This is a genomic window from Rhodococcus sp. KBW08, from assembly GCF_003852455.1.
GTDB classification, from domain to species: Bacteria; Actinomycetota; Actinomycetes; order Mycobacteriales; family Mycobacteriaceae; genus Rhodococcus_F; species Rhodococcus_F baikonurensis.
The window spans coordinates 397,156-416,782 of the sequence record NZ_QAJJ01000002.1 but is presented as its reverse complement, the minus strand read 5'-3'; the positions used below and the strand labels follow the sequence as shown (position 1 = coordinate 416,782).

General features: G+C 65.3%; 16 protein-coding genes. 11 read left to right on the top strand and 5 right to left on the bottom strand.

Features of this window, described 5'->3' with window-relative positions; genetic code table 11:
• Positions 1–25: 25 nt before the first annotated feature.
• The 5 genes from nirB to DBV08_RS02265 all read left to right on the top strand — a co-directional run bounded on the left by nirB (position 26) and on the right by DBV08_RS02265 (position 5,519).
• On the top strand, positions 26–2,530 hold the full coding sequence (nirB, locus tag DBV08_RS02285) for a nitrite reductase large subunit NirB (protein ID WP_124566390.1): 2,505 nt from the start codon (positions 26–28) through the stop codon (positions 2,528–2,530).
• A 90-nt stretch (positions 2,531–2,620) separates the two neighbouring features.
• Positions 2,621–3,034 carry a nitrite reductase small subunit NirD gene (nirD, locus tag DBV08_RS02280; protein ID WP_095969117.1) on the top strand — a complete coding sequence of 138 codons (414 nt, stop codon included), beginning with the start codon at positions 2,621–2,623 and terminating at the stop codon, positions 3,032–3,034.
• Entirely contained in the window at positions 3,031–4,191 is a 1,161-nt protein-coding gene (locus DBV08_RS02275) for a uroporphyrinogen-III synthase (protein WP_095969118.1), read from the top strand. The genes nirD and DBV08_RS02275 overlap by 4 nt, the downstream gene beginning before the upstream one ends.
• Positions 4,178–4,927, top strand: a complete 750-nt coding sequence (locus tag DBV08_RS02270; RefSeq protein WP_124566579.1) for a sirohydrochlorin chelatase — start codon at positions 4,178–4,180, stop codon at positions 4,925–4,927. Before DBV08_RS02275 ends, DBV08_RS02270 begins: the two co-directional genes overlap by 14 nt.
• A complete protein-coding gene (locus DBV08_RS02265; RefSeq protein ID WP_124566389.1) occupies positions 4,872–5,519 on the top strand; it encodes a maleylpyruvate isomerase family mycothiol-dependent enzyme in 648 nt (215 codons plus the stop codon). Before DBV08_RS02270 ends, DBV08_RS02265 begins: the two co-directional genes overlap by 56 nt.
• Before the next feature lie 31 nt (positions 5,520–5,550).
• Here DBV08_RS02265 and DBV08_RS02260 read toward each other — a convergent pair whose 3' ends face one another.
• On the bottom strand, positions 5,551–6,318 hold the full coding sequence (locus DBV08_RS02260) for a hypothetical protein (protein WP_095969121.1): 768 nt from the start codon (positions 6,316–6,318) through the stop codon (positions 5,551–5,553).
• Positions 6,319–6,407: 89 nt separating this feature from the next.
• On the opposite strand from DBV08_RS02260, the gene DBV08_RS02255 reads away from it, so the two are divergent.
• The gene (locus DBV08_RS02255; protein ID WP_124566388.1) at positions 6,408–6,986 is read left to right on the top strand and encodes a hypothetical protein; all 579 of its coding nucleotides are present in this window, start codon (positions 6,408–6,410) and stop codon (positions 6,984–6,986) included.
• Positions 6,983–7,336 carry a hypothetical protein gene (locus DBV08_RS02250; protein ID WP_095969123.1) on the top strand — a complete coding sequence of 118 codons (354 nt, stop codon included), beginning with the start codon at positions 6,983–6,985 and terminating at the stop codon, positions 7,334–7,336. Before DBV08_RS02255 ends, DBV08_RS02250 begins: the two co-directional genes overlap by 4 nt.
• A gap of 5 nt (positions 7,337–7,341) precedes the next feature.
• On the opposite strand, the gene DBV08_RS02245 is transcribed toward DBV08_RS02250, so the two are convergent.
• From DBV08_RS02245 to DBV08_RS02235, 3 genes are read right to left on the bottom strand one after another with little or no spacing between them, the layout of a single operon-like run.
• A complete protein-coding gene (locus DBV08_RS02245; RefSeq protein ID WP_124566387.1) occupies positions 7,342–9,087 on the bottom strand; it encodes an NTP transferase domain-containing protein in 1,746 nt (581 codons plus the stop codon).
• A gap of 49 nt (positions 9,088–9,136) precedes the next feature.
• Positions 9,137–9,433, bottom strand: coding sequence for an MGMT family protein (locus DBV08_RS02240; protein ID WP_095969124.1), 297 nt, complete (start codon positions 9,431–9,433; stop codon positions 9,137–9,139).
• Between the two features lie 10 nt (positions 9,434–9,443).
• Positions 9,444–10,232, bottom strand: coding sequence for an alpha/beta hydrolase (locus DBV08_RS02235; RefSeq protein ID WP_185564400.1), 789 nt, complete (start codon positions 10,230–10,232; stop codon positions 9,444–9,446).
• Between the two features lie 52 nt (positions 10,233–10,284).
• Between DBV08_RS02235 and DBV08_RS02230 the strand changes: the two genes are divergently transcribed.
• The gene (locus DBV08_RS02230; protein WP_124566386.1) at positions 10,285–13,647 is read left to right on the top strand and encodes an ATP-dependent DNA helicase; all 3,363 of its coding nucleotides are present in this window, start codon (positions 10,285–10,287) and stop codon (positions 13,645–13,647) included.
• The gene (locus DBV08_RS02225) at positions 13,648–17,040 is read left to right on the top strand and encodes an ATP-dependent DNA helicase (protein ID WP_124566385.1); all 3,393 of its coding nucleotides are present in this window, start codon (positions 13,648–13,650) and stop codon (positions 17,038–17,040) included.
• Here the strand turns inward: DBV08_RS02225 and DBV08_RS02220 are convergent.
• Positions 17,037–17,438 (bottom strand): hypothetical protein, encoded by a 402-nt coding sequence (locus DBV08_RS02220; RefSeq protein ID WP_095969128.1) that lies wholly within the window; start codon positions 17,436–17,438, stop codon positions 17,037–17,039. The two genes, DBV08_RS02225 and DBV08_RS02220, sit on opposite strands and share 4 nt — an antisense overlap.
• A gap of 157 nt (positions 17,439–17,595) precedes the next feature.
• Here DBV08_RS02220 and DBV08_RS02215 point away from each other — a divergent pair, with 157 nt between their 5' ends.
• Both DBV08_RS02215 and nudC read left to right on the top strand, forming a co-directional pair.
• Positions 17,596–18,663 carry a TrkA family potassium uptake protein gene (locus tag DBV08_RS02215; protein ID WP_095969129.1) on the top strand — a complete coding sequence of 356 codons (1,068 nt, stop codon included), beginning with the start codon at positions 17,596–17,598 and terminating at the stop codon, positions 18,661–18,663.
• A gap of 38 nt (positions 18,664–18,701) precedes the next feature.
• Positions 18,702–19,601: an NAD(+) diphosphatase gene (nudC, locus tag DBV08_RS02210; protein ID WP_124566384.1), complete on the top strand. Its 900-nt coding sequence runs from the start codon at positions 18,702–18,704 to the stop codon at positions 19,599–19,601.
• The last annotated feature ends 26 nt before the right edge of the window (positions 19,602–19,627 follow it).

Sequence of the window (19,627 nt, the reverse complement as noted above, 5' to 3'; positions counted from 1 at the left end):
CTATCTCGTACCTCAGGAAGTAGGCGTGATGAGCAAGTCGGTTGTTGTCATCGGACACGGAATGGTCGGACACCGATTCGTCGAGGCACTGCGTTCGCGCGACGAAGCGAACACCTGGTCGGTGACCGTACTCTGCGACGAGCAGTACGCAGCGTACGACCGAGTCGGGCTGTCCTCGTACGTCGGAGCGTGGGACCCCAAGGAATTGGCACTGGCCGGCAACGATTACGTCGGTGACGGCCTGGTCGATCTTCGGGTGGGGGAAGGCGCGCTCTCGATCGACAAAGATGCACGCATTGTCACGACGACCACCGGCGACACGATCTCCTACGACGCTCTGGTGATGGCGACCGGTTCGTATCCGTTCGTGCCTCCCGTGCCGGGGCACGACGGCGACGGATGTTTCGTCTACCGCACCCTCGACGACCTCGACGGTATCCGGGCCGCCGCCGAGAAGGCAGGTCCTGGCGCTGTCGGCGTCGTGGTGGGCGGTGGCCTTCTCGGACTCGAGGCCGCAAATGCTCTCTCGCTCATGGGAATGACGGCACACGTCGTCGAGCACAATGCGCGTCTGATGCCGATGCAGGTCGACGAGGGCGGCGGCGCACTGCTCGCTCGGCTCGTCACCGAACTCGGGCTCACTGTTCACACCGGAGTCGGGACGGCGGGAATTTCGCAGACCGACAACGGAATCGTGGTCGAGCTGTCCGACGGCTCCACCATTGACGCGTCGCTGCTCGTCTTCTCGGCCGGAGTACGTCCGCGTGATCAGTTGGCTCGCGACGCCGGTATCGCTGTGGGTGAGCGCGGCGGCATCCTGACCGACCTCGGCTGTGTGACGTCGGACGAGAACGTCTATGCCGTCGGCGAATGTGCTGCGGTGGAAGGCCGTTGCTACGGTCTGGTCGCTCCCGGTTACACGACGGCCGAGATCGTGGCCGATCGTCTGCTCGGCGGCGCCGCGGATTTCCCGGGCGCCGACATGTCCACCAAACTCAAGCTCATGGGCGTGGACGTCGCCAGTTTCGGTGACGCGATGGCGACCTCACCGGGCGCTCTCGAAGTTGTCCTCAGCGACGCGTCCAAGGGGACGTACGCGAAGCTCGTGGTCTCCGATGACGCGAAGATCCTGCTCGGCGGCATTCTTGTCGGTGACGCGTCGGCCTACGCGTCACTGCGCCCGCTGGTCGGTCGCGAACTACCCGGTGACCCGGCGACATTGATCTCGCCCGCGGGGGAGAAGCCGGGTGCAGGCTCGCTGCCCGACGACGCCGAGGTGTGCTCGTGCAACGCGGTGACGAAGGGCGCCATCTGCGGCGCAATCGCGGCCGGTGCCTGCGACATCGCTTCGGTGAAGGCGTGCACCAGTGCCGGAACCACCTGTGGCGGTTGCCTTCCCACCGTGAAGCAGCTGCTGGCTGATTCCGGCGTCGTGATGTCGAAGGCACTGTGCGAGCACTTCGCGCAGTCGAGGGCCGAGTTGTTCCAGATCGTGCAGTCGACGCAGACCAGAACCTTCTCGGCGCTGATCGCCAAGTACGGCAAGGGCGCAGGCTGCGACATCTGCAAGCCCGTAGTCGCGTCGATTCTGGCATCGACGGAATCCGATCACATCCTGCACCGCCAGCAGGCGTCGTTGCAGGACACCAACGATCACTTCCTCGCGAACATCCAGAAGAACGGTACGTACTCCGTGGTGCCTCGGATGCCTGGCGGCGAGGTGACGGGTGAGCAGCTCATCGTCATCGGCGAGGTGGCGCGTGACTTCGGCTTGTACACGAAGGTGACCGGCGGTCAGCGCATCGACTTGTTCGGGGCTCGTGTCGAACAGTTGCCCGCGATCTGGAAGCGTCTTGTCGACGCCGGGATGGAATCGGGTCAGGCGTACGGCAAATCGCTCCGGACGGTCAAGAGCTGTGTGGGTTCGAGTTGGTGCCGCTACGGTGTCCAGGATTCCGTGGGTATGGCTGTCGACCTCGAGAACCGCTACCGCGGTCTGCGTTCGCCGCACAAGATCAAGTTCGGCGTCTCGGGTTGTGCGCGTGAATGCGCCGAAGCGCGTGGCAAGGACGTCGGCGTCATCGCGACGGAGAACGGTTGGAATCTGTATGTGGGCGGCAACGGCGGACAGTCGCCCAAACACGCTCAGCTGCTTGCCGGAGGCCTCGACGACGCGACCTTGGTCAAGTACATCGACCGCTACCTCATGTTCTACATCCGTACCGCCGATCGCCTGCAGCGCACGGCGCCGTGGGTCGAATCACTCGAAGGCGGACTCGATCACCTCAAGGCTGTGATTTGTGAAGACAGCCTGGGAATCGGTGAGGAACTCGAGGCGCTGATGGCCAAGCACGTCGAGGGGTACCAGGACGAATGGGCTGGTGTGCTGGGTGATCCGGAGAAACTGTCGAGGTTCGTCTCGTTCGTCAACGCACCGGAAGAAGCCGACCCGACGGTTGTGTTCGACGAGACCGGAGTGCGCAAGGTTCCGGTCCTGATGGGCATGCCGAGCATCCCCACGCGCCGGTAATAGTCGCGTAACCCGTGGGAAACACGGGATCCGTAGAAACGTAGACAAGAACCCGCGCGACGTTGTCGCCGGATCGACAGGAGGACTTCGATGAGTGTCATCGATGCGCAGATCGCCAAGCTGGATTCGGATCGACTCGAATGGACGTCGGCCTGCCCGCTGAGCCATCTGATCCCTGGGCGCGGGGTCGCCGTGCTTCTTCGCGGCGGCGAGCAGGTGGCACTGTTCCTGCTGGAGGACGGCACACTCCGGGCCGTCAGCAACTTCGATCCGTACGGCCGCGCCGCGGTGATGTCTCGCGGACTCGTCGGCGACCGGGACGGTGAACCGATCGTCGTTTCGCCGCTGCTCAAGCAGGCATTCTCACTGGTCGACGGCAGAGCGCTCGACGACTCTGCGGTCGCGCTGCCGGTTTACGGGGTTCGCGTGTGGGCCGGAGTGGTGCAGGTCCACAGCCTGCAGATGCAGGGCGTTCGCTCGACTGTCCACGATGCAGTCTCGTGAGTGACGACATGCCGTTGGCTGGATTCACGGTAGGTATCACCGCTTCGCGCCGCGCCGAGGAATTCGCGACGTTGCTGACCCGCCGGGGAGCGGATGTCGTTCACGCTCCGGCGATTCGAATCATCCCGCTCGCCGACGACCGCGAGCTCGAAAGGGTGACACAGCAGATCATCTCGGATCCTCCCGAGGTGGTCGTCGCCACCACCGGCATCGGGTTCCGCGGCTGGTTGGAAGCGGCCGACGGATGGGGCGAAGCCGAAAGTCTCGGCTCTGCGCTCGGTTCGGCTCGTCTGCTCGCGCGTGGGCCGAAGGCCAAGGGAGCAATCCGCGCGGCCGACCTTCGTGAAGAATGGTCACCGGCATCCGAGTCTTCCGCCGAAGTGCTCGAACATCTTCTTGCAGAAGGTGTCTCGGGAAAGAGAATCGCTGTGCAACTGCATGGTGCGACCACCGAGTGGGAGCCGATTCCCGACTTCTGTCAGGTGCTGCGCGAGGCCGGCGCCGAGGTCATCGCGGTTCCCGTCTATCGGTGGGAACCGCCGGAGGACCCTACGCTGCTCGACCGGATGATCGACGCCATCGCGTCAGCCGGAATCGACGCCGTCAGTTTCACGAGTGCGCCGGCCGTTGCGTCGATGCTGATGCGCGCCGACAAGACCGGCGATCTCGGCGACATGCTCGAGGCCATGCGAGGTCCGGTGGCGGCCATGTGCGTCGGCCCGGTCACCTCGGCGCCGCTCGAAGCGTTGAATGTACCGACCACAGCCCCGGCGCGGGCACGCCTGGGAGCGCTCGCGCGGCATATCGTCGACGAACTCCCGCAGCGAGCCAACAAGATTCAAGCCGGTGAACACGAAATCAGTATTCGTGGGGGGTGCGTCGTCGTGGACGGCGAAGTGAAGCAATTGCCCCCCGCTGCGATGTCGTTGATCCGCACACTCGGGGCCAGTCCCGGCCGGGTCGTATCCCGCGACGAACTCCTTGCCTCCCTTCCCGGTGGCGGCGGAGACACTCACGCCGTCGAGACCGCCGTCGCCCGGTTGCGTGCGTGCCTCGGCGCCCCCAAAGCCGTTCAGACCGTGGTCAAGCGGGGCTATCGACTTGCCCTCGATCCCGGTGACTACATACAGAATCCAGGTGACTATGCAACGCGATGACGATGTCCTCGTACTGGTAGCTCACGGCACGCGTAGTGCACGTGGCGTGGAAATGGTTGCCGCCCTGGCCGAAGCAGTCGGCAAGCGCGTCGGACGCACGCGCGTTGCCTTTGTCGATGTGCTCGGCCCGTCACCTTCGGAAGTCCTCCGGGACACTCCGGGGCGAGCGATTCTCGTACCGGCCTTCTTGGCGTCCGGCTACCACGTTCACACCGATGTTCGACGCGAGGTGGCGATCAGTGAGCACCCTGCTGTGACTGTGACGCCCGCCCTCGGACCTGATCCGGCGCTTGCACGCGTGCTGCTCCGACGCTTGACCGAAGCGGGGTGGAATCCGGGTGACGCGATTGTGCTTGCTGCCGCCGGGTCCTCCGATGCGCGGGCGCTGCGAGACGTCGAGCGTGCCGCGCTGATGCTCGCCGAAGCGGCGGGGATCCGGGTGGACATCGGATACATCGCGACCGGGGAACCGAAGGTAGCCGATGTTGTTGCAGCAGCACGCGTTCGCGGCACGAAGCGAGTGTTCGTCGCCTCGTACCTCCTCGCGCACGGACTGTTCCACGAGCGGTTGCACGCGGCAGGGGCCGACGGTGTCACCGAACCACTCGGTGTCGACCAAGGAGTGGTGGACCTTGTCGTGAATCGGTATGAGAGTGCGCGAGGGGAACTAGTATCGCTGCATGACGTCTCACTCCATGACACCGACGTATGCCGACCTGGTCGCAGCAGTTCGTGAATCCGACGTCAAGGCACAGGCTCTCGTCGGTGCACTGACCGACGAGCAAGCCCGTGAGTCGTCCGGGCTACCCGGTTGGAGCCGGGGACACGTCGTCACACACATGTCGCGCAACGCCGACGCGCTGGGCAGATTTGTTGCCGGTGTGCACAGCGGCGAGTCGGGGGAGATGTACCCCGGGGGACCCGACGCGCGCAATGCCGCAATCGAGGAAGGCGCCGATCGCCCGGCCGAGTTGTTGGCACTCGACTACCGCTTCTCGGGAACGAGGCTGGTCGACGCATTGGCTGACCTGCCGACGGATCGGCTGGACACTCCGGTTGCGTGGCGCAAACCTGTCACCGCATTCGATCTACCGATCCTGCGCTGGAACGAGATCGAGATTCACCTGATCGACCTCGACATCGGTTACACCTGCCACGACTGGCCCGCCGAATTCGTGGAATTCACTCTCGCCAGTCAATTGGGCGCATTGGAGACGGCTGTCCCGGGTGTACGAGTTCCTTCGCTGTCCGACGCGGAGACCTTGGCCTGGTTGGTCGGGAGGCCGACGAGAGTGGGGCTGCCTACCCTCCCGGCCTGGCCGTTCTGACAGTCGTTCCGAGATCCAGCCGTGTCGAGGATTAGAACAGGGTGGGGGAGCTGACGTCGTTGCGTGCTTGGGCCAACCGCGCACTCCACCTTTTCACCAACCACATCTCGACGATCTCGGGTTGGGTGCCGGCCGCATAGGCCCAACTGTCGAGGAGTTCGCAGTACCGGCGGTAGCGGCGTGTCGTGAAGCCGGTGACGGAAGGATCCTCGAGCCAGCCCTCGTGGATGAGCGTCGAGACGCCGTACTGGTCGATCATCTGAGCGCGTCGGCCCTCGTCCTGCACGCCTACCGCCCACATGAAAGCGGCCATCAGAGATACCCCGACACCGGGGGTGAGCGGCCAGCCCGACCAGGTGTCGCGTCGGACTACCGGCATGGACTTGTTCTTCGAACAGTGATCGAGAATGGCTGTGATCTGGGTCAGCGGATCCTCGTCCTCGCGGTGATGCGGATTGAAGACGTTGGGGAATCTCCGCGTGAACCGTCTGCTCTCGTGCGAGCCCTGCCAGGCCGCACAGAGAAACAGCAGTCCGAGACCGTCATGCTCGGCGACGACGAGATCGCTCGACGGGCGAAGGTCGTTGCGTTGAACGATGGCTCGGCCTTCGGTGATCACTTTGCCGTCGAGATCACGCCCGCGCAGGCTGATGGTGTGGCCGGCGTCCTTCAGGTGTGCGTTCCACCAATCCAGGTCGACGGTGGCTTCGTCGTCGAGGACGTGCAGTGGAAAGGTGCGCGAGCGGCACCACTCGACCAATGCGTCCGGCGGTTCGAATCCTTCGTCGACACGATTCATGGCGCGATGATCCCACGAGTCTCCGACAGTAATTCGTGCGACGCGCAGTCCACCGGGATGGAACCGGACACTCGCGGTACGCTCCGCTGATGAAACTCGCGTCCTCGCAGGTGCGGTCGGCGCTGTGGACGGTAGCGATCGCCTTGACGGCCGCGAGTCTGAGCGGATGTATCGGTGCCGTCGATCGGATGGATTTCGACAACCAGATGCGTGAACGTGGTGGTGGGCTGACGTCGGAGTTGGTGCGGGACGGATTCGACAGCCTCGCACACAGTTACGGTGTCGGCGCAGTGTCGGTGACCAGCGTCGACATCAGCCCGATCGAGACGCTCGGGGTCACCGTTCGAGACCCCGGGAAGCCGTCACAGCTCGACCGGTTCTCTTTCGACGGCGTCATTCTCGGCGAGCCGAGTCCCGTGCAAGTCAGCGTCACCGACGACCTCGATGCTCGATCGTTCACGCTGGATCAAGTGCCGGCATTGTCGAATGTCGAGAAGTTGGTCGACGACGCGCTGGCGAGCAGCGGTGTCGACGACGGCGAAGTCACCGGGATCTCGGTCTCTCGCACCGAGGCGATACACGCTTCCGTGATGGTGGAATCCCCACGCTCGCGGGTGCTGGTGGTCTTCGAGCCTGACGGCACACCTTATCTGGTGCAGCCGCTGTGAGCCGCCGTATCGCTCCGTTGCTGATCTCCGTAGTGGTGATCGTGGTCGTGGGAATCTTTGCCGCACTGCTGTCTTCGGTGATCTGGCCCGGCCAGGTGGCTCACCTGGCGCCGATCTTCTGTGAAGATCCCACATCGAGCGCGATGGTCGTCTCCGATACCTTTACCGACGGCGACGGTACGTCCACCAATTTCACGCTGTATTGCGTCGGACCGCGTGGTCAGACCGTCGATGCCGGGTGGCTGCTGCCGTTCTTGGTGCTGTGGGGCGCGTATTCCCTGGTGCTCGCGATAGTTGTCGGCGTGATCGGGATGGCGGAGGTCAACCGGCGTAGGCGCCGAAACGACTGACCCGATCAGCGGGGGAGGACAACCACTTCGGCGAGGGCACCGTCTTGCGCGTGCGCCGGAACGAGAGCAAACGCGGAGCGCCCGATCAACCCCGCCAGGTGTGCAGTACGTACAGACGGATCGGCGCGCCAGCGGCCGTCGGTGGATTGTGTGACCGGCAACAGGCGTACCGCATCGGAACTCACCGCAGCAGCGTTCTCGATGATGCCGAGCAGTGGCGGAGGCGTCTCGCTCCCGGTCAGGGCGGCCACGACGGTAGGCAGCATCGTCAACAGGGTGGTCACCGCGGCGTACGGGTTGCCGGGGAGGCCGAGAACCACCCGGCCACTGGGCAGGACCGCCGTTATCTGAGATCCGCCCGGGCGCGAGGCCACTCGCCCGACAATCGTGCGAGCGCCGAGTCGATCGAGCGCACTGCGCATTTCGTCGGCAGCGCCGCCACCCGTCGCACCGATGACGACAAGCAGGTCCTGTTCGGTCGCATCAGCCAGTACACGCTCGAAACTGTCGGCCGTGTCGCGCAAGTGCGAATTCGACACGCACCGTACGCCGTTGCGTTCGAGCAGGTAGGGAAGAATCCCGCCCACGGAGTCGCGAGTCTGACCTTCCCGCAGTGGGCCGGTCCGGCGGATCTCGTCGCCGGTGACTACGACGCGTGCCCGGACCGGGCCACGGACGAGGGCGTCGAATACCTCGCCACTGGCAGCAGCGGAGATTACCGCCGGAGTCACCGCGGTACCGGTCGGAGCGATCGTGAATCCGGTGCCCCAGTCTTCTCCCCGTGGGCGAGCGTCGTTGCGGTGCGGCGCATCCGGTAGTCGCCGCAGCGTTCGAGACGGTGCGTCGACGGACAGGTACTCGTCACGAATCACCGAGGTAGCGCCGGCAGGTAGGTGAGCTCCCGTGGCAATGCGGATTGCTTCGCCTTCGCGGAGGTCGAGTTGCCCGTCGGCGCCCGCGATGCGGATCTCGGTGCGCACCCGCCACGGACCATCGCCGGAGACGGCGTACCCGTCCATCGCCGAAACGTCTGACCTGGGGAGATCACCCAGGGCGACGAGAGGCTGCGCGAGCGTTGCTCCGAGACTGTCGGCGAGATCGGCCCGGTGCGGGGTTAGCGGAGTCAAGGCATTCGTGATGACGATGCGGGCTTGCTCGATCGTCAGGCGGGGATGGCTTCTCGCGCGATCGATGTCCGCCGGCGTGTCGCAGTCGGTGGTACCCGCCACGCGTAGGGTCGAGAACGGCTCGGTGGCAAGCGCTTTCATCGGTTGATTCTCGAGCCCCGAACTCCGGCGCAGAGCAGCGAGGCGTTGTCGGAGTTCGCGAAGGGTCCACGCGGAGAACAGGAATTGGGTTCGGTTGTTCTCGTCCACCGCACACGTCACCGGATTGTCGGTCGATGTCGCAGCGATCAGCGCGTCGACCGATCCGGCCTCGACGTACGGCAGGTCGGATGCCAGCACCACCACCACGGCGTTCTCGGGTAACCGGGTCGCGGACAACCCGGCCCAGATCGCCTCGACAGGGCCGGCGCCGGCCGGAGATTCCTGGGTCTGGGTGATGTGTGCAGCAAGTTCAGGTCGATGCGGGCCGACCACGACGACGGCGTCGAGATGCGCCGTCGCTGACAGCGCGATGTCGAGGAGTCTGCGGCCGTGCACGATCAGGCCGGGTTTGTCGACGCCGCCCATTCGGGTCCCGCGACCACCCGCCAGAATGACGGCGGCGGTGGGCGGCGTGGTGGTCATGTCTCCATGCTGCCCCATGGCAGGGGCGACGACGACCGGTGACACGGGATCAGAAGTGATACCGAGCTTTCTTCAGGTCGATTCGACCGTCCTTGATCGGTACTCCTTCGAGTTCGAGCTTGGCGATCTGACGATGAGCCAGGTGTGCCGACGGTTTACCGGAGGCGCCGAGCACCCGGTGCCACGGCAAGTCGGCAGAGTCCGTCCGCATGATCCACCCGACCGTGCGAGCGCTGGAAAGTCCTGCGGCTTCGGCTATGTCGCCGTACGTCGCCACGAAACCGGCGGGAATCGAGGCGATGAGCCGCCTCACCTCTTCGATCTGCTCTTCCGTGGTGGTTGCCATCGTTGCCTCGTCAGAGCACTGTTCGGACGAGGTCTGCCACCTCGTCGGCCCGCACGTGCGGGACCATGTGGTCGCAGTCGAATTCGACGCTGATGAGATTTTCACCGAGGTGTTCGGTCAAGGCTGCTCGGAACTCGTCGGTGACGTACGGCGGCTGAACCTTCATCGCCTGAACCAGCACGGTGGGCATCGACGACGGGGGCAGCACGATCGGGCGGGCAAGTTCTCCCCACGCGGTGACGACGGCCGGTGTGGACAGGCGCCAGTTGACGCGCCCGTTGCCCAGTCGGATCAGGTGCTCGGCCATCTCGACGTCGAGGTCCTGGGTGGGAACCTCACCCCACGAGCCGTGAATCTTCTCCGAGTACGCCTCGGCGGCATCGGTGTAATCCGGTGAGCCGATTGTGAGTTCGGCCACTTCCTGCATGAAATTCGGATCCAAGCCGATCGCCGGATCGAGCAGGACGAGACCACGAACGCGTTCCGGTGCGGTGGCAGCGAGGTGCAGCGCCAGCATTCCGCCGAACGAATGCGCGAGAATCACCACCGGTCCGGTGGCATGTTCGTCGAGTGTCTCCAGCAAGCTCGCCACGTGGGATTCGAGGTTCCACGGGGGAGCCCAGGTCGAGCGCCCGTGACCGCGTAGATCGGGCGAGATCCAGCGTGCTTCGGGCAGTTGGTTCTCGGCCATCGACTGCCATCGTCGACCGTGACCCGTCAGGCCGTGCAGCGAGAGGATCTCAGGCGCCCCGGCGGGTCCGTAGAGATACGTATGGAGTGCAGACACACGAGCAATCATGCCGGATGCAGGCGATGTGTGAGTTGTCGGTGCGCTCTGGTGGAATGCCTGGGTGAGTGAGACGGCAACACGCAGCAAAGTGACCATTCCGCGGGCGCGGTTGGTGCACCGAACTGCGCCGTCTCGGACACCCCGAACATGGGACGAAGGGACGGCCCGGCTGTTCGCGCCGCCGTCCGATGATCCGTTCCAGCTCGCGTTCGGCCCTGCTTCATTCGGCTCGGCGGACGCCTGGAATCCCTGGCAGGTACTCGGCAGCCCCGGAACCGGCAAGACGTCCCTTCTCGTGGATCTGGCGGTGCAGAGGATCTCCGGTGGCGAAGACCCCGAATCGGTCCTGGTGCTGACGCAATCCCGTCGGGCTGCGACGCAGGTTCGTGAGCAGATCACAGCCGGATTGCTGGGGTACGAACAGGAACGCGGACCGCAGGCAACCCGTGAGCCGCTGGTACGCACCGTTCACTCCTACGCCTTTGCCGTGCTGCGGCTCCAAGCCGCCGCACACGGCAACGCGCCGCCACGATTGATCACCGGTGCCGAGCAGGACTCGGTACTGCGCGAGATGTTGCGTGGGGACATCGAGGACGGCGCACTGCGCTGGCCCGAGCGCCTGCGTCCTGCGCTGGGTTTGAACGGTTTTGCCGTCGAACTCAGAGACTTGATGCTGCGCGCCAACGAGCGCGGGCTCGGTCCCGAAGATCTGGTCAAGCTCGGCAAGAAGCGCGGCCGCCCCGAGTGGGTGGCGGCCGGCCGCTTCGTCGAGGCTTACGAGCAGGGTGTGCTGCTGCGTGGCAGCGTGGGCGTCGAGGCCCCGGAGGCCACGGCGCCGGCACTCGACGCGGCTGAGTTGATCGGTGCGGCGTTGACGGCGTTCGCCACCGATCCCGAGCTCCTTCGCTCCGAGCGCGCCCGTATCCGGCACCTCTTGGTCGACGATGCACAGCATCTGGATCCGCAGGCGGCGCAACTGGTTCGACTGATCGGCACCGGCACTGCGGGCACGGTCGTAGCCGGCGATCCCGATCAGTCGGTCTTCGGATTCCGCGGTGCTGATTCGGCTTTTCTACTCGAACTCGCCGAGCGCGGAGACGAGCGCCAAGTCATCCTGCCCACCACGTTTCGCAACAATGCCGACGTCGCGTCGATTGCGGCCAAGATCGCTGCGCGACTGCCCGGCAACCTCGCTCACCGCATCGCGGTTCCGTCCGATCTCACCGATGAGGACCCGGGACGGGCGTCGGTGCGTGTTCTCGGTACGACGGCCAAGGAAGCGGCAGTCGTCGCAGATACCTTGCGCCGGGCGCATCTGCTGGACGGGATTGCGTGGTCCGACATGGCGGTTGTCGTGCGCTCGGTCCCACGCACCCTTGCCCCGCTACGGCGAGCTCTGCTCGCAGCGGGGGTACCCGTGACGACTGCTGCCACCGAGTTGCCGCTCGCCCGGCAACACGGAGTGTCCGGCCTGCTGCTGGTCCTCCGGGCGCTCGGCGGCGATCACTTCACCGGCGACGACGCCCTGGCCCTGATGGCCGGCCCCATCGGCGGCGCCGAACCGGTCACCCTGCGCCGGCTGCGTCGTGGTCTGCGCCGCGTCGAGTTGGCGTCGGGAAGTGATCGGGATTCGTCGGAGTTGTTGCGGCTCATCCTGATCGACGAGGATCGCGCGCAGTCCAAGCGGCTCATGGGCAAACTGACGGACGTCGAGGCTGCTGCGCTGAATCGCGTGCTGTCGGTCCTTCGCAAGGCCCGAGTACCGCTCGAGCGAGGTCTCGGGGTCGAGGAAGTTCTGTGGGCTGCCTGGCAGGCGACGGGCCTCGAACGACGCTGGGCGGCTGCGTCGGCGCGCGGGGGACCGATCGGCTCACAAGCCGATCGCGACCTCGACGCCGTAGTCGCGCTCTTCGACGCCGCGGCCAACTACGTCGACCGGCTGCCGCGTTCGCAACTCGCCGGCTTCGTCGACTACTTGACCAGCCAGGAGATACCGACCGACTCGCGGAGCCGATCGGTCATCGCTCGCGACGCCGTCACCGTGGTCAGCGCTCACGCCGCAGCGGGGCGCGAATGGGCGGTCGTGGCGGTGGCGGGTGTGCAGGAGGGGCTCTGGCCGAGTTTGCGGGCACGCGGCTCGCTGCTGCGTACCGAAGCACTGATCGACCTGGTCAACGGAGTCTCTGACGGCAGTGACTCGGCCGCCGAACGACTCTCGCGAACCGCGCCGCTGCTGGCCGAGGAACGCCGGTTGTTCCTTGTCGCTTGTAGCCGTGCTCGTCGCCGCCTGCTGATCACCGCGGTCGAGTCGGCTTCGGGTGACACCGATCTGGTGCCTTCGCGTTTCGTGGACGAGTTGATCCGTGGCGACGCGTATTCGGATGATCCGACGTCCGATCTCGACGTCGTTGCACCCGAGACCGGGGATACCCGGGTTCTGTCGCTGCCCGCGCTGGTCGCACAGCTTCGCAGTGTGGTGTGTGATCCCGACATCGCGCATTTCGACCCCGAGAAGCATTCCCGTGCAGCTCGCCAGTTGGCGCGTCTGGCTGCCGCCGGAGTACGAGGCGCGCATCCGGATCAGTGGTACGGCACAGCCGAGCCGAGCACCGCGGATCCCATGTGGCAACCCGAGGACGGACCGGTGTCACTCTCGCCGTCCACCATCGAGCTTCTCGAAACATGCCCGCTCCGATGGGTGTTCGAGCGTCATGGCGGCAGCGACGGAGACAATACCCACGCGATCGCCGGCACTCTCGTCCATACCCTGGTCCAGGCGCTGGCCGGTAGGATTCCGCCGGACCAGGTCGAGAAGGCACTCGAAAATGCTTGGGAATCGATAGACCTGGGATCGCAGTGGTATTCGCGCCGCGAGCTCAATCGAACTCGGGAGATGCTGGCGACGTTCACCGCCTGGATGAATGCAACTCGCGGTGAACTGACCGAAGTCGGCGTCGAGGTCGCGGTCGAGGGGGTCCTCGAACCGCGCGAAGAAGGAGCGCCCGCGGTCAAGCTTCGCGGCCGGATCGACCGGCTCGAGCGCGACACCGAAGGTCGTCCGGTGGTTGTCGACGTCAAGACTGCGCGAAACCCCGTCAGCAACGAGGCCGCGCAATCTCACGCGCAGTTGGCGGCGTACCAGGTCGCAGCGGCCGAAGGTGCGATTGCAGGCGAACCGGCCACACAACCCGGCGGTGCACGCCTGGTATTCGTGGCCAAGTCCAACAAGAAAGACGGTGCGGCGCAGCGAGTTCAGTCGCCGCTGACTGCCGAGGCCGTCGAGATGTGGCGAGACGTCATTCACAATGCTGCGGCAGCGACGCAGGGACCCGAATACCTGGCCCGCGTCAACGACGGATGTAGACATTGCCCGGTGCGGTCGAGTTGCCCGGCACACGACGAGGGACGACAGGTGAGTAACTAAGTGGCTGCCGCAACGCCCAAGGCACGCCGACCGAAGATCGACCCCGTCGACCTGGCGGTTGCGCTCGGTCAGCACCCGCCGACGCCCGAGCAGGCGGCAGTGATCGCCGCACCGCTCGGTCCGACGTTGGTGGTCGCCGGTGCCGGTGCCGGTAAGACCGAAACGATGGCTGCTCGCGTCGTGTGGCTGGTGGCCAACGGCTTCGTCGATCCCGAGGCGGTTCTGGGCCTCACCTTCACGCGTAAAGCGGCGCAACAGCTCACCTCGCGAATCCGCAAGCGGTTGGCGCGGCTGGCGGGTTCGGACGTTCTGCGGGCACTCGACCCGACCGGCGGAGTGCGTTCCCGGATCCTGGCCGGCGAACCCGAAGTCAGTACCTACCACGCGTACGCGGGACGGTTGCTGTCCGAACACGGACTCCTCTTGCCCATCGAGCCCTCGGCGACGCTGTTGTCGGAGACCGAACTGTGGCAGGTTGCGCACCGCGTCGTGAGCGGTTGGGACAGCGATCTGGACACCGACAAGAATCCTGGGTCCATCACCGAAACCGTCCTGGCGCTTTCCGGTCAGTTGGCGGAGCATCTGGTCGATCCCGAGCAGCTGCTCGAGGCACACACCGAGTTGGACAAGCTGATCCACACTCTGCCTGCCGGCCCGAAACAGCGGGGTGGACCGAGCAAAGAGCTCTTGAATTACCTTGACGTGCAACATAAGCGCATCGAGCTGTTGCCTCTCGTCGCCCGGCTGGCTGAGACGCTGCGGCGTGAAGGCGCTTTGGATTTCGGCAGCCAGATGTCACTGTCGGCCCGGGTCGCCTCCGAACATCCGGAGGTCGGGCAGACCGAGCGTGAGCGCTTTCGGGTAGTTCTTCTCGACGAGTACCAGGACACCGGTCACGCTCAGCGAGTGTTGTTGTCCTCGTTGTTCGGTGGGGGAGCCGACGGCCGCTTGGCGTTGACGGCCGTCGGTGATCCGATGCAGTCGATCTACGGTTGGCGCGGCGCGTCGGCGGCCAACCTGCCGCGGTTCGCAACCGACTTCCCGCTTGCCAACGGAAAACCGGCTCCGACACTCGAACTGCTCACCAGTTGGCGTAACCCGCCGGAGGCTCTCGAGCTGGCCAACCTGTCTTCGGCGCCGTTGCGTCGACGCGGCGTGGCTGTCAGCACTCTTCGTGCGCGGCCCGGAGCCGTCGCCGGAGACGTTCGACTGGCGTTGCTGGGCGACGTCGAACAGGAACGCCAGTGGGTGGCGGAGAAGATCGCCGAAGAATACGAGGCGGCACGTGCCGAAGACCGCCCGACGCCCACGGCGGCTGTGTTGATCCGCCGGAATGCCGATGCTGCCCCGCTGGCCGAGGCCTTGCGGTCCAAGGGTCTGCCGGTCGAAGTGGTCGGACTCGGTGGGCTCCTGCATACACCCGAGGTGGCGGACGTGATCGCCATGCTCCGGGTGGTCGCCGATCCGCTCGCGGGCAGCGCTGCCGTTCGGCTGCTCACCGGCGCGCGATGGCAGCTCGGCGCGAAAGACCTCGCGGCACTCTCTGAACGCTCCCGCGAACTTGCCATCTCCGCGGGATACGGAACGGCGGGTGCGGTCACCGACGCCGAGGCGCTCACCTCGGCGGTCCACGATGCTCTGCCCGGGGAGAACGCCGAGCAAGCAGGATTGGTCGACTCGATCTCCGATCCAGGCCCGGCAGAACGCTATTCGGCTCTCGGGTACACACGCATCAACGCGATAGCGGCAGAGTTGGCGTCGTTGCGCGAACGTATCGGCCAGCCGCTCACCGAATTGGTGGCGGAGGTCGAGCGGGTGCTCGGGATCGGAATCGAGGCGGGCGCGCGGACCCGAGTCGGCGTCGTCGGGACCGCGGGCCGCGAGCATCTCGACGCATTTGCCGACGTTGTCGCTAACTACGCGACGCGTCCAACGGCCAATCTGACCGGGATGCTGGCTTTCTTCGCGGCAGCCGAACAGATCGAAAAGGGCCTCACGCCAGGCGAAGTGGAGGTGGCGCCGGATCGGGTCCAGATCTTGACCGTGCACTCGGCGAAAGGGCTCGAATGGGAAGTGGTGGCGATCCCGCATGTCAGCGACGGGGTTTTCCCCTCGTCCACAGCGTCCGGATCATGGCTCGGGGCGCTCGCCGAACTGCCACCGTCGTTGCGCGGTGACCGGGCCGTCGACGCGGATTCGGCGGACGGTGTGCCCGTGCTCGACCTCGAAGAGTTGTACAACCGCAAGGACCTCGAGAACGCCATCACGGCGCACAAGAAGGCACTGTCCAACCGTCGACTGGACGAGGATCGGCGGTTGTTCTACGTCGCGCTGACCAGAACCGAACGGGCACTGTTCATCTCGGCTCACCACTGGGCGGAATCCGGTTCGGAACCGAAGGGGCCTTCGGAGTTCCTGGACGAGCTGCATCAGATGGTCACTGCCGAAAACGATCCCGCTGAAGAAGACTCGCAACGTGCGATCGGCGTCGTGGAGGAATGGGCACCGGCCCCGGAACCCGACACCGAGAACCCGTTGGCCTCCACACCCCGAACCGCGCAGTGGCCGCCAGATCCGCTGGGTGCGCGCCGCGGCGCCGTCGAGGCCGGAGCCGCGAGCGTCCTGTCCGCTCTCGCATCGCTGCCGAACGACAGCGAAGAGACGGAAGAACCGGAGGACGATCCGGAGAACTGGGCCTCGGACGTCGACGTGCTCCTGGCCGAGCGTGAAGCCCGGGCGAACGCGCGTGCCGAAGTGATTCTCCCGGCGCAGCTTTCGGTGACTCAACTCGTCGACCTCAAGGCAGATCCGGACGAACTCGCGGCACGGCTGCGTAGGCCACTGCCGTACCCACCGAATCCGCTCGCTCGGCGAGGCACGGCTTTTCACGCCTGGATCGAGCGAAGGTTCGGTGCGACCCGGCTGTTGGATCTCGACGAGCTACCAGGCGCCGCGGATACCGGCGCGGGTCCCGAGACCGATCTGGTGAAACTTCAGGATGCGTTCCTGCGGTCCCCGTGGGCCAATCGCAGCCCGATCGAAGTGGAGGTTCCCTTCGAAACATCCATTGCCGGAACCGTTTTGCGAGGTCGGATCGATGCGGTGTTCGCCGATCCCGACGGCGGGTGGACGGTGATCGACTGGAAGACCGGGGCCGAACCGTCGGCTGCCAACGAGGACGCTGTTGTCATGCAGCTGGCCGCGTACCGGGTGGCCTGGGCCGAATTGATGTCGGCCAGGGCTCGTTCGGCCGGGCGCAACGAACAATTTCCGGCCGACAAGGTGCGGGCGGCGTTTCACTACGTTCGATCGGGTCGCACCATCGCACCTGAGAACCTGCCGGACGGTGAGGCTCTCGCTCGACTCATCCGAACGGCAGGCGCGCAAGATTAGCTTGCGTTTCGACGAGCCTTGAGTGCTTCGGTCACCAGCGGAACCTGCAGGGGGAGACGTGCGATCGAACCGATCTTCTGCGGTGTGGACGTCTTCGGGCTTCGGCACCAGTCGATCGCCATCTGGATGTTGGCGGGGAACACGGCAACAAAGAGCGCGGCGGCAAGGCCCGCGCCGAGCTTGCGGGTCTTCGGCACGGCCAAGGCAGCGCCGATCGCCAGTTCCGCGACGCCCGACACCTGGGTGTATGTGCGCGCTTGGCCGGGAAGCTGGCGGGGAACGGTGCTGTCGAAGAAGGAAGGCGCTACGAAATGCATGGTGCCGGCGCCGAGTAGGAGGGCCGACAAGCGAAGAGCTGCTGCTTGGCTGGGAGTGGACGTCGAACTGGTGAAAGGCATTTGCCCAGCCTGCCTCACGGTGGACCTTCTTGCCAGTATCGGCGCCCACAACCGGTGCGCTAATGGGCGCCCGAGTTCCGAAGTCGATCTTCGAGGGTTACGCTGCCTGCCGATGTCCGTGTAGGTATTTCGTAAATTCGAGTGAGAGAGTCGATGTATGGCCGGTAAGCTCCGGGCGCGTTTGACCAGGTCGGAAGCATTGACCGATCAGCCTGACTTCGCCCTTGTCGGGGTGCTGCGCATTCCCCAGCTACAGACCAGCCCGGCGCGGGCCATCTACAAGCGAGTTCTCATCGCTCTCGGTGCTCTCGCCGCCGCCGTCTTGATCGTGTACATCGATCGCGCCGGATACCGCGACGCGCAGGACAACGAGCTTTCGCTGCTCGACTGCATCTACTATGCGACGGTTTCGCTTTCGACCACCGGCTACGGCGACATCACTCCGTTCACGCCGTCGGCGCGCCTGGTCAACGTCCTGTTGATCACGCCACTTCGAATCTTCTTCTTGATCGTGTTGGTCGGAACCACACTTTCAGCTCTGACCGAGAGTTCGCGTCAGGCGTTCAAAATTCAGCGTTGGAGGCAGCACGTGCGTAATCACACCGTCGTCGTCGGATACGGGACCAAGGGGCGGACGGCAATCGAAGCAATGCTCGGTGACGGAGTACCGGCGTCGGAGATCGTGGTCGTGGACACCGATCAGACCGTCCTCGATTCCGCGGCGAGCAAGGGCCTGGTGACGGTGTTCGGTTCGGCGACGAAATCGGACGTACTTCGCTTGGCCGGCGCACAGAACGCGTCGTCGATCATCGTGGCCACGAATCGTGACGACACCGCCGTTCTGGTAACCCTGACTGCGAGGGAAATCGCACCCAAAGCGAAGATTGCCGCGGCCATCCGTGAAGCCGACAACGCGCATCTGCTGCGCCAGTCCGGTGCGGACTCCGTCGTCGTCTCCTCGGAGACGGCAGGTCGGCTCCTCGGCATCGCGACCACGACGCCGACTGTCGTGGAGATGATCGAAGACCTTCTGACTCCGGAAGCCGGATTCGCGATCGCCGAGCGTGCCGTCGAGCGCGACGAGGTCGGCGGCTCTCCGCGCCACCTCTCCGACATCGTGCTCGGCGTCGTTCGCGACGGCCGCCTGGTTCGCGTCGGTTCGCCCGAGGTGGACGCTGTGGAGGAGAACGATCGCCTGCTGTACATCCGCCGCGTCACGAACTGAGTGTTACCGAGCTTCGTGCGCGCAGTAATGTCGTGAGCGTGAACGACTTCCAGCTGACCGAAACACCGCTGCTCTCACGCTCGAGCGTCGGCCGCGCCGAGGAATTGCGGTCGGACGCCGCTGCACTGACGACGGGTTGGTCGGATGCGCTGCTCCTTCGTGTGAATTCACGGGGGCAGGTCAAGGTGTCGCCGGAAGGTCAATTGGTCTTCGCCGAGGCAACCGAGTTGGGGCCCGAGCCGGTGCGCGGCGCGGTGTTCCTGGGAATTCGGGAGAATCGCCACGTCTGGGCGGTGCGAGTATCGCTGCTGGCCGGCACGTTGTCCGAACTGCGGATGCTCGGCGGAACACTCGACGACGCGGACGCCGGCTTGTTGACCGGTGCCGTCGCGATCCTCAACTGGCACGACAGTGCCGGATTCAGCGCTGTCGACGGCGCACCGAGCGAACCCACGATGTCCGGTTGGTCACGCATTTCCACGTCCACCGGTCACGAGGAGTTTCCCCGAACGGATCCGGCGGTCATCTGCCTGGTGCACGACGGCGGCGATCGAGTTCTACTCGCGCGTCAGCCGACCTGGCCGCAGCGGCGTTTCTCGATTCTCGCGGGATTCGTCGAGGCCGGTGAGTCTCTCGAAACCTGCGTTGTCCGCGAGATCAAGGAAGAAGTCGGTATCGACGTGCACAGCGTGCGATACCTCGGGAGCCAGCCCTGGCCGTTCCCTCGATCGGTCATGTTGGGCTTCGCCGCTATCGGCGACCCCGCCGCTCCGCTTCTGTTCGCGGACGGCGAGATCGCCGAGGGCACCTGGTTCACGAAGGACGAGGTGCGTTCCGCTCTCGAACTCGGCGACTGGGGTTCGGAAGCGGACGCGCCACTGCTGCTGCCCGGGTCGATCTCCATCGCTCGCGGAATGCTCGAGAGCTGGGTCAAGTAAGAGCCGGGTCAAGTAGCAGACGGAGA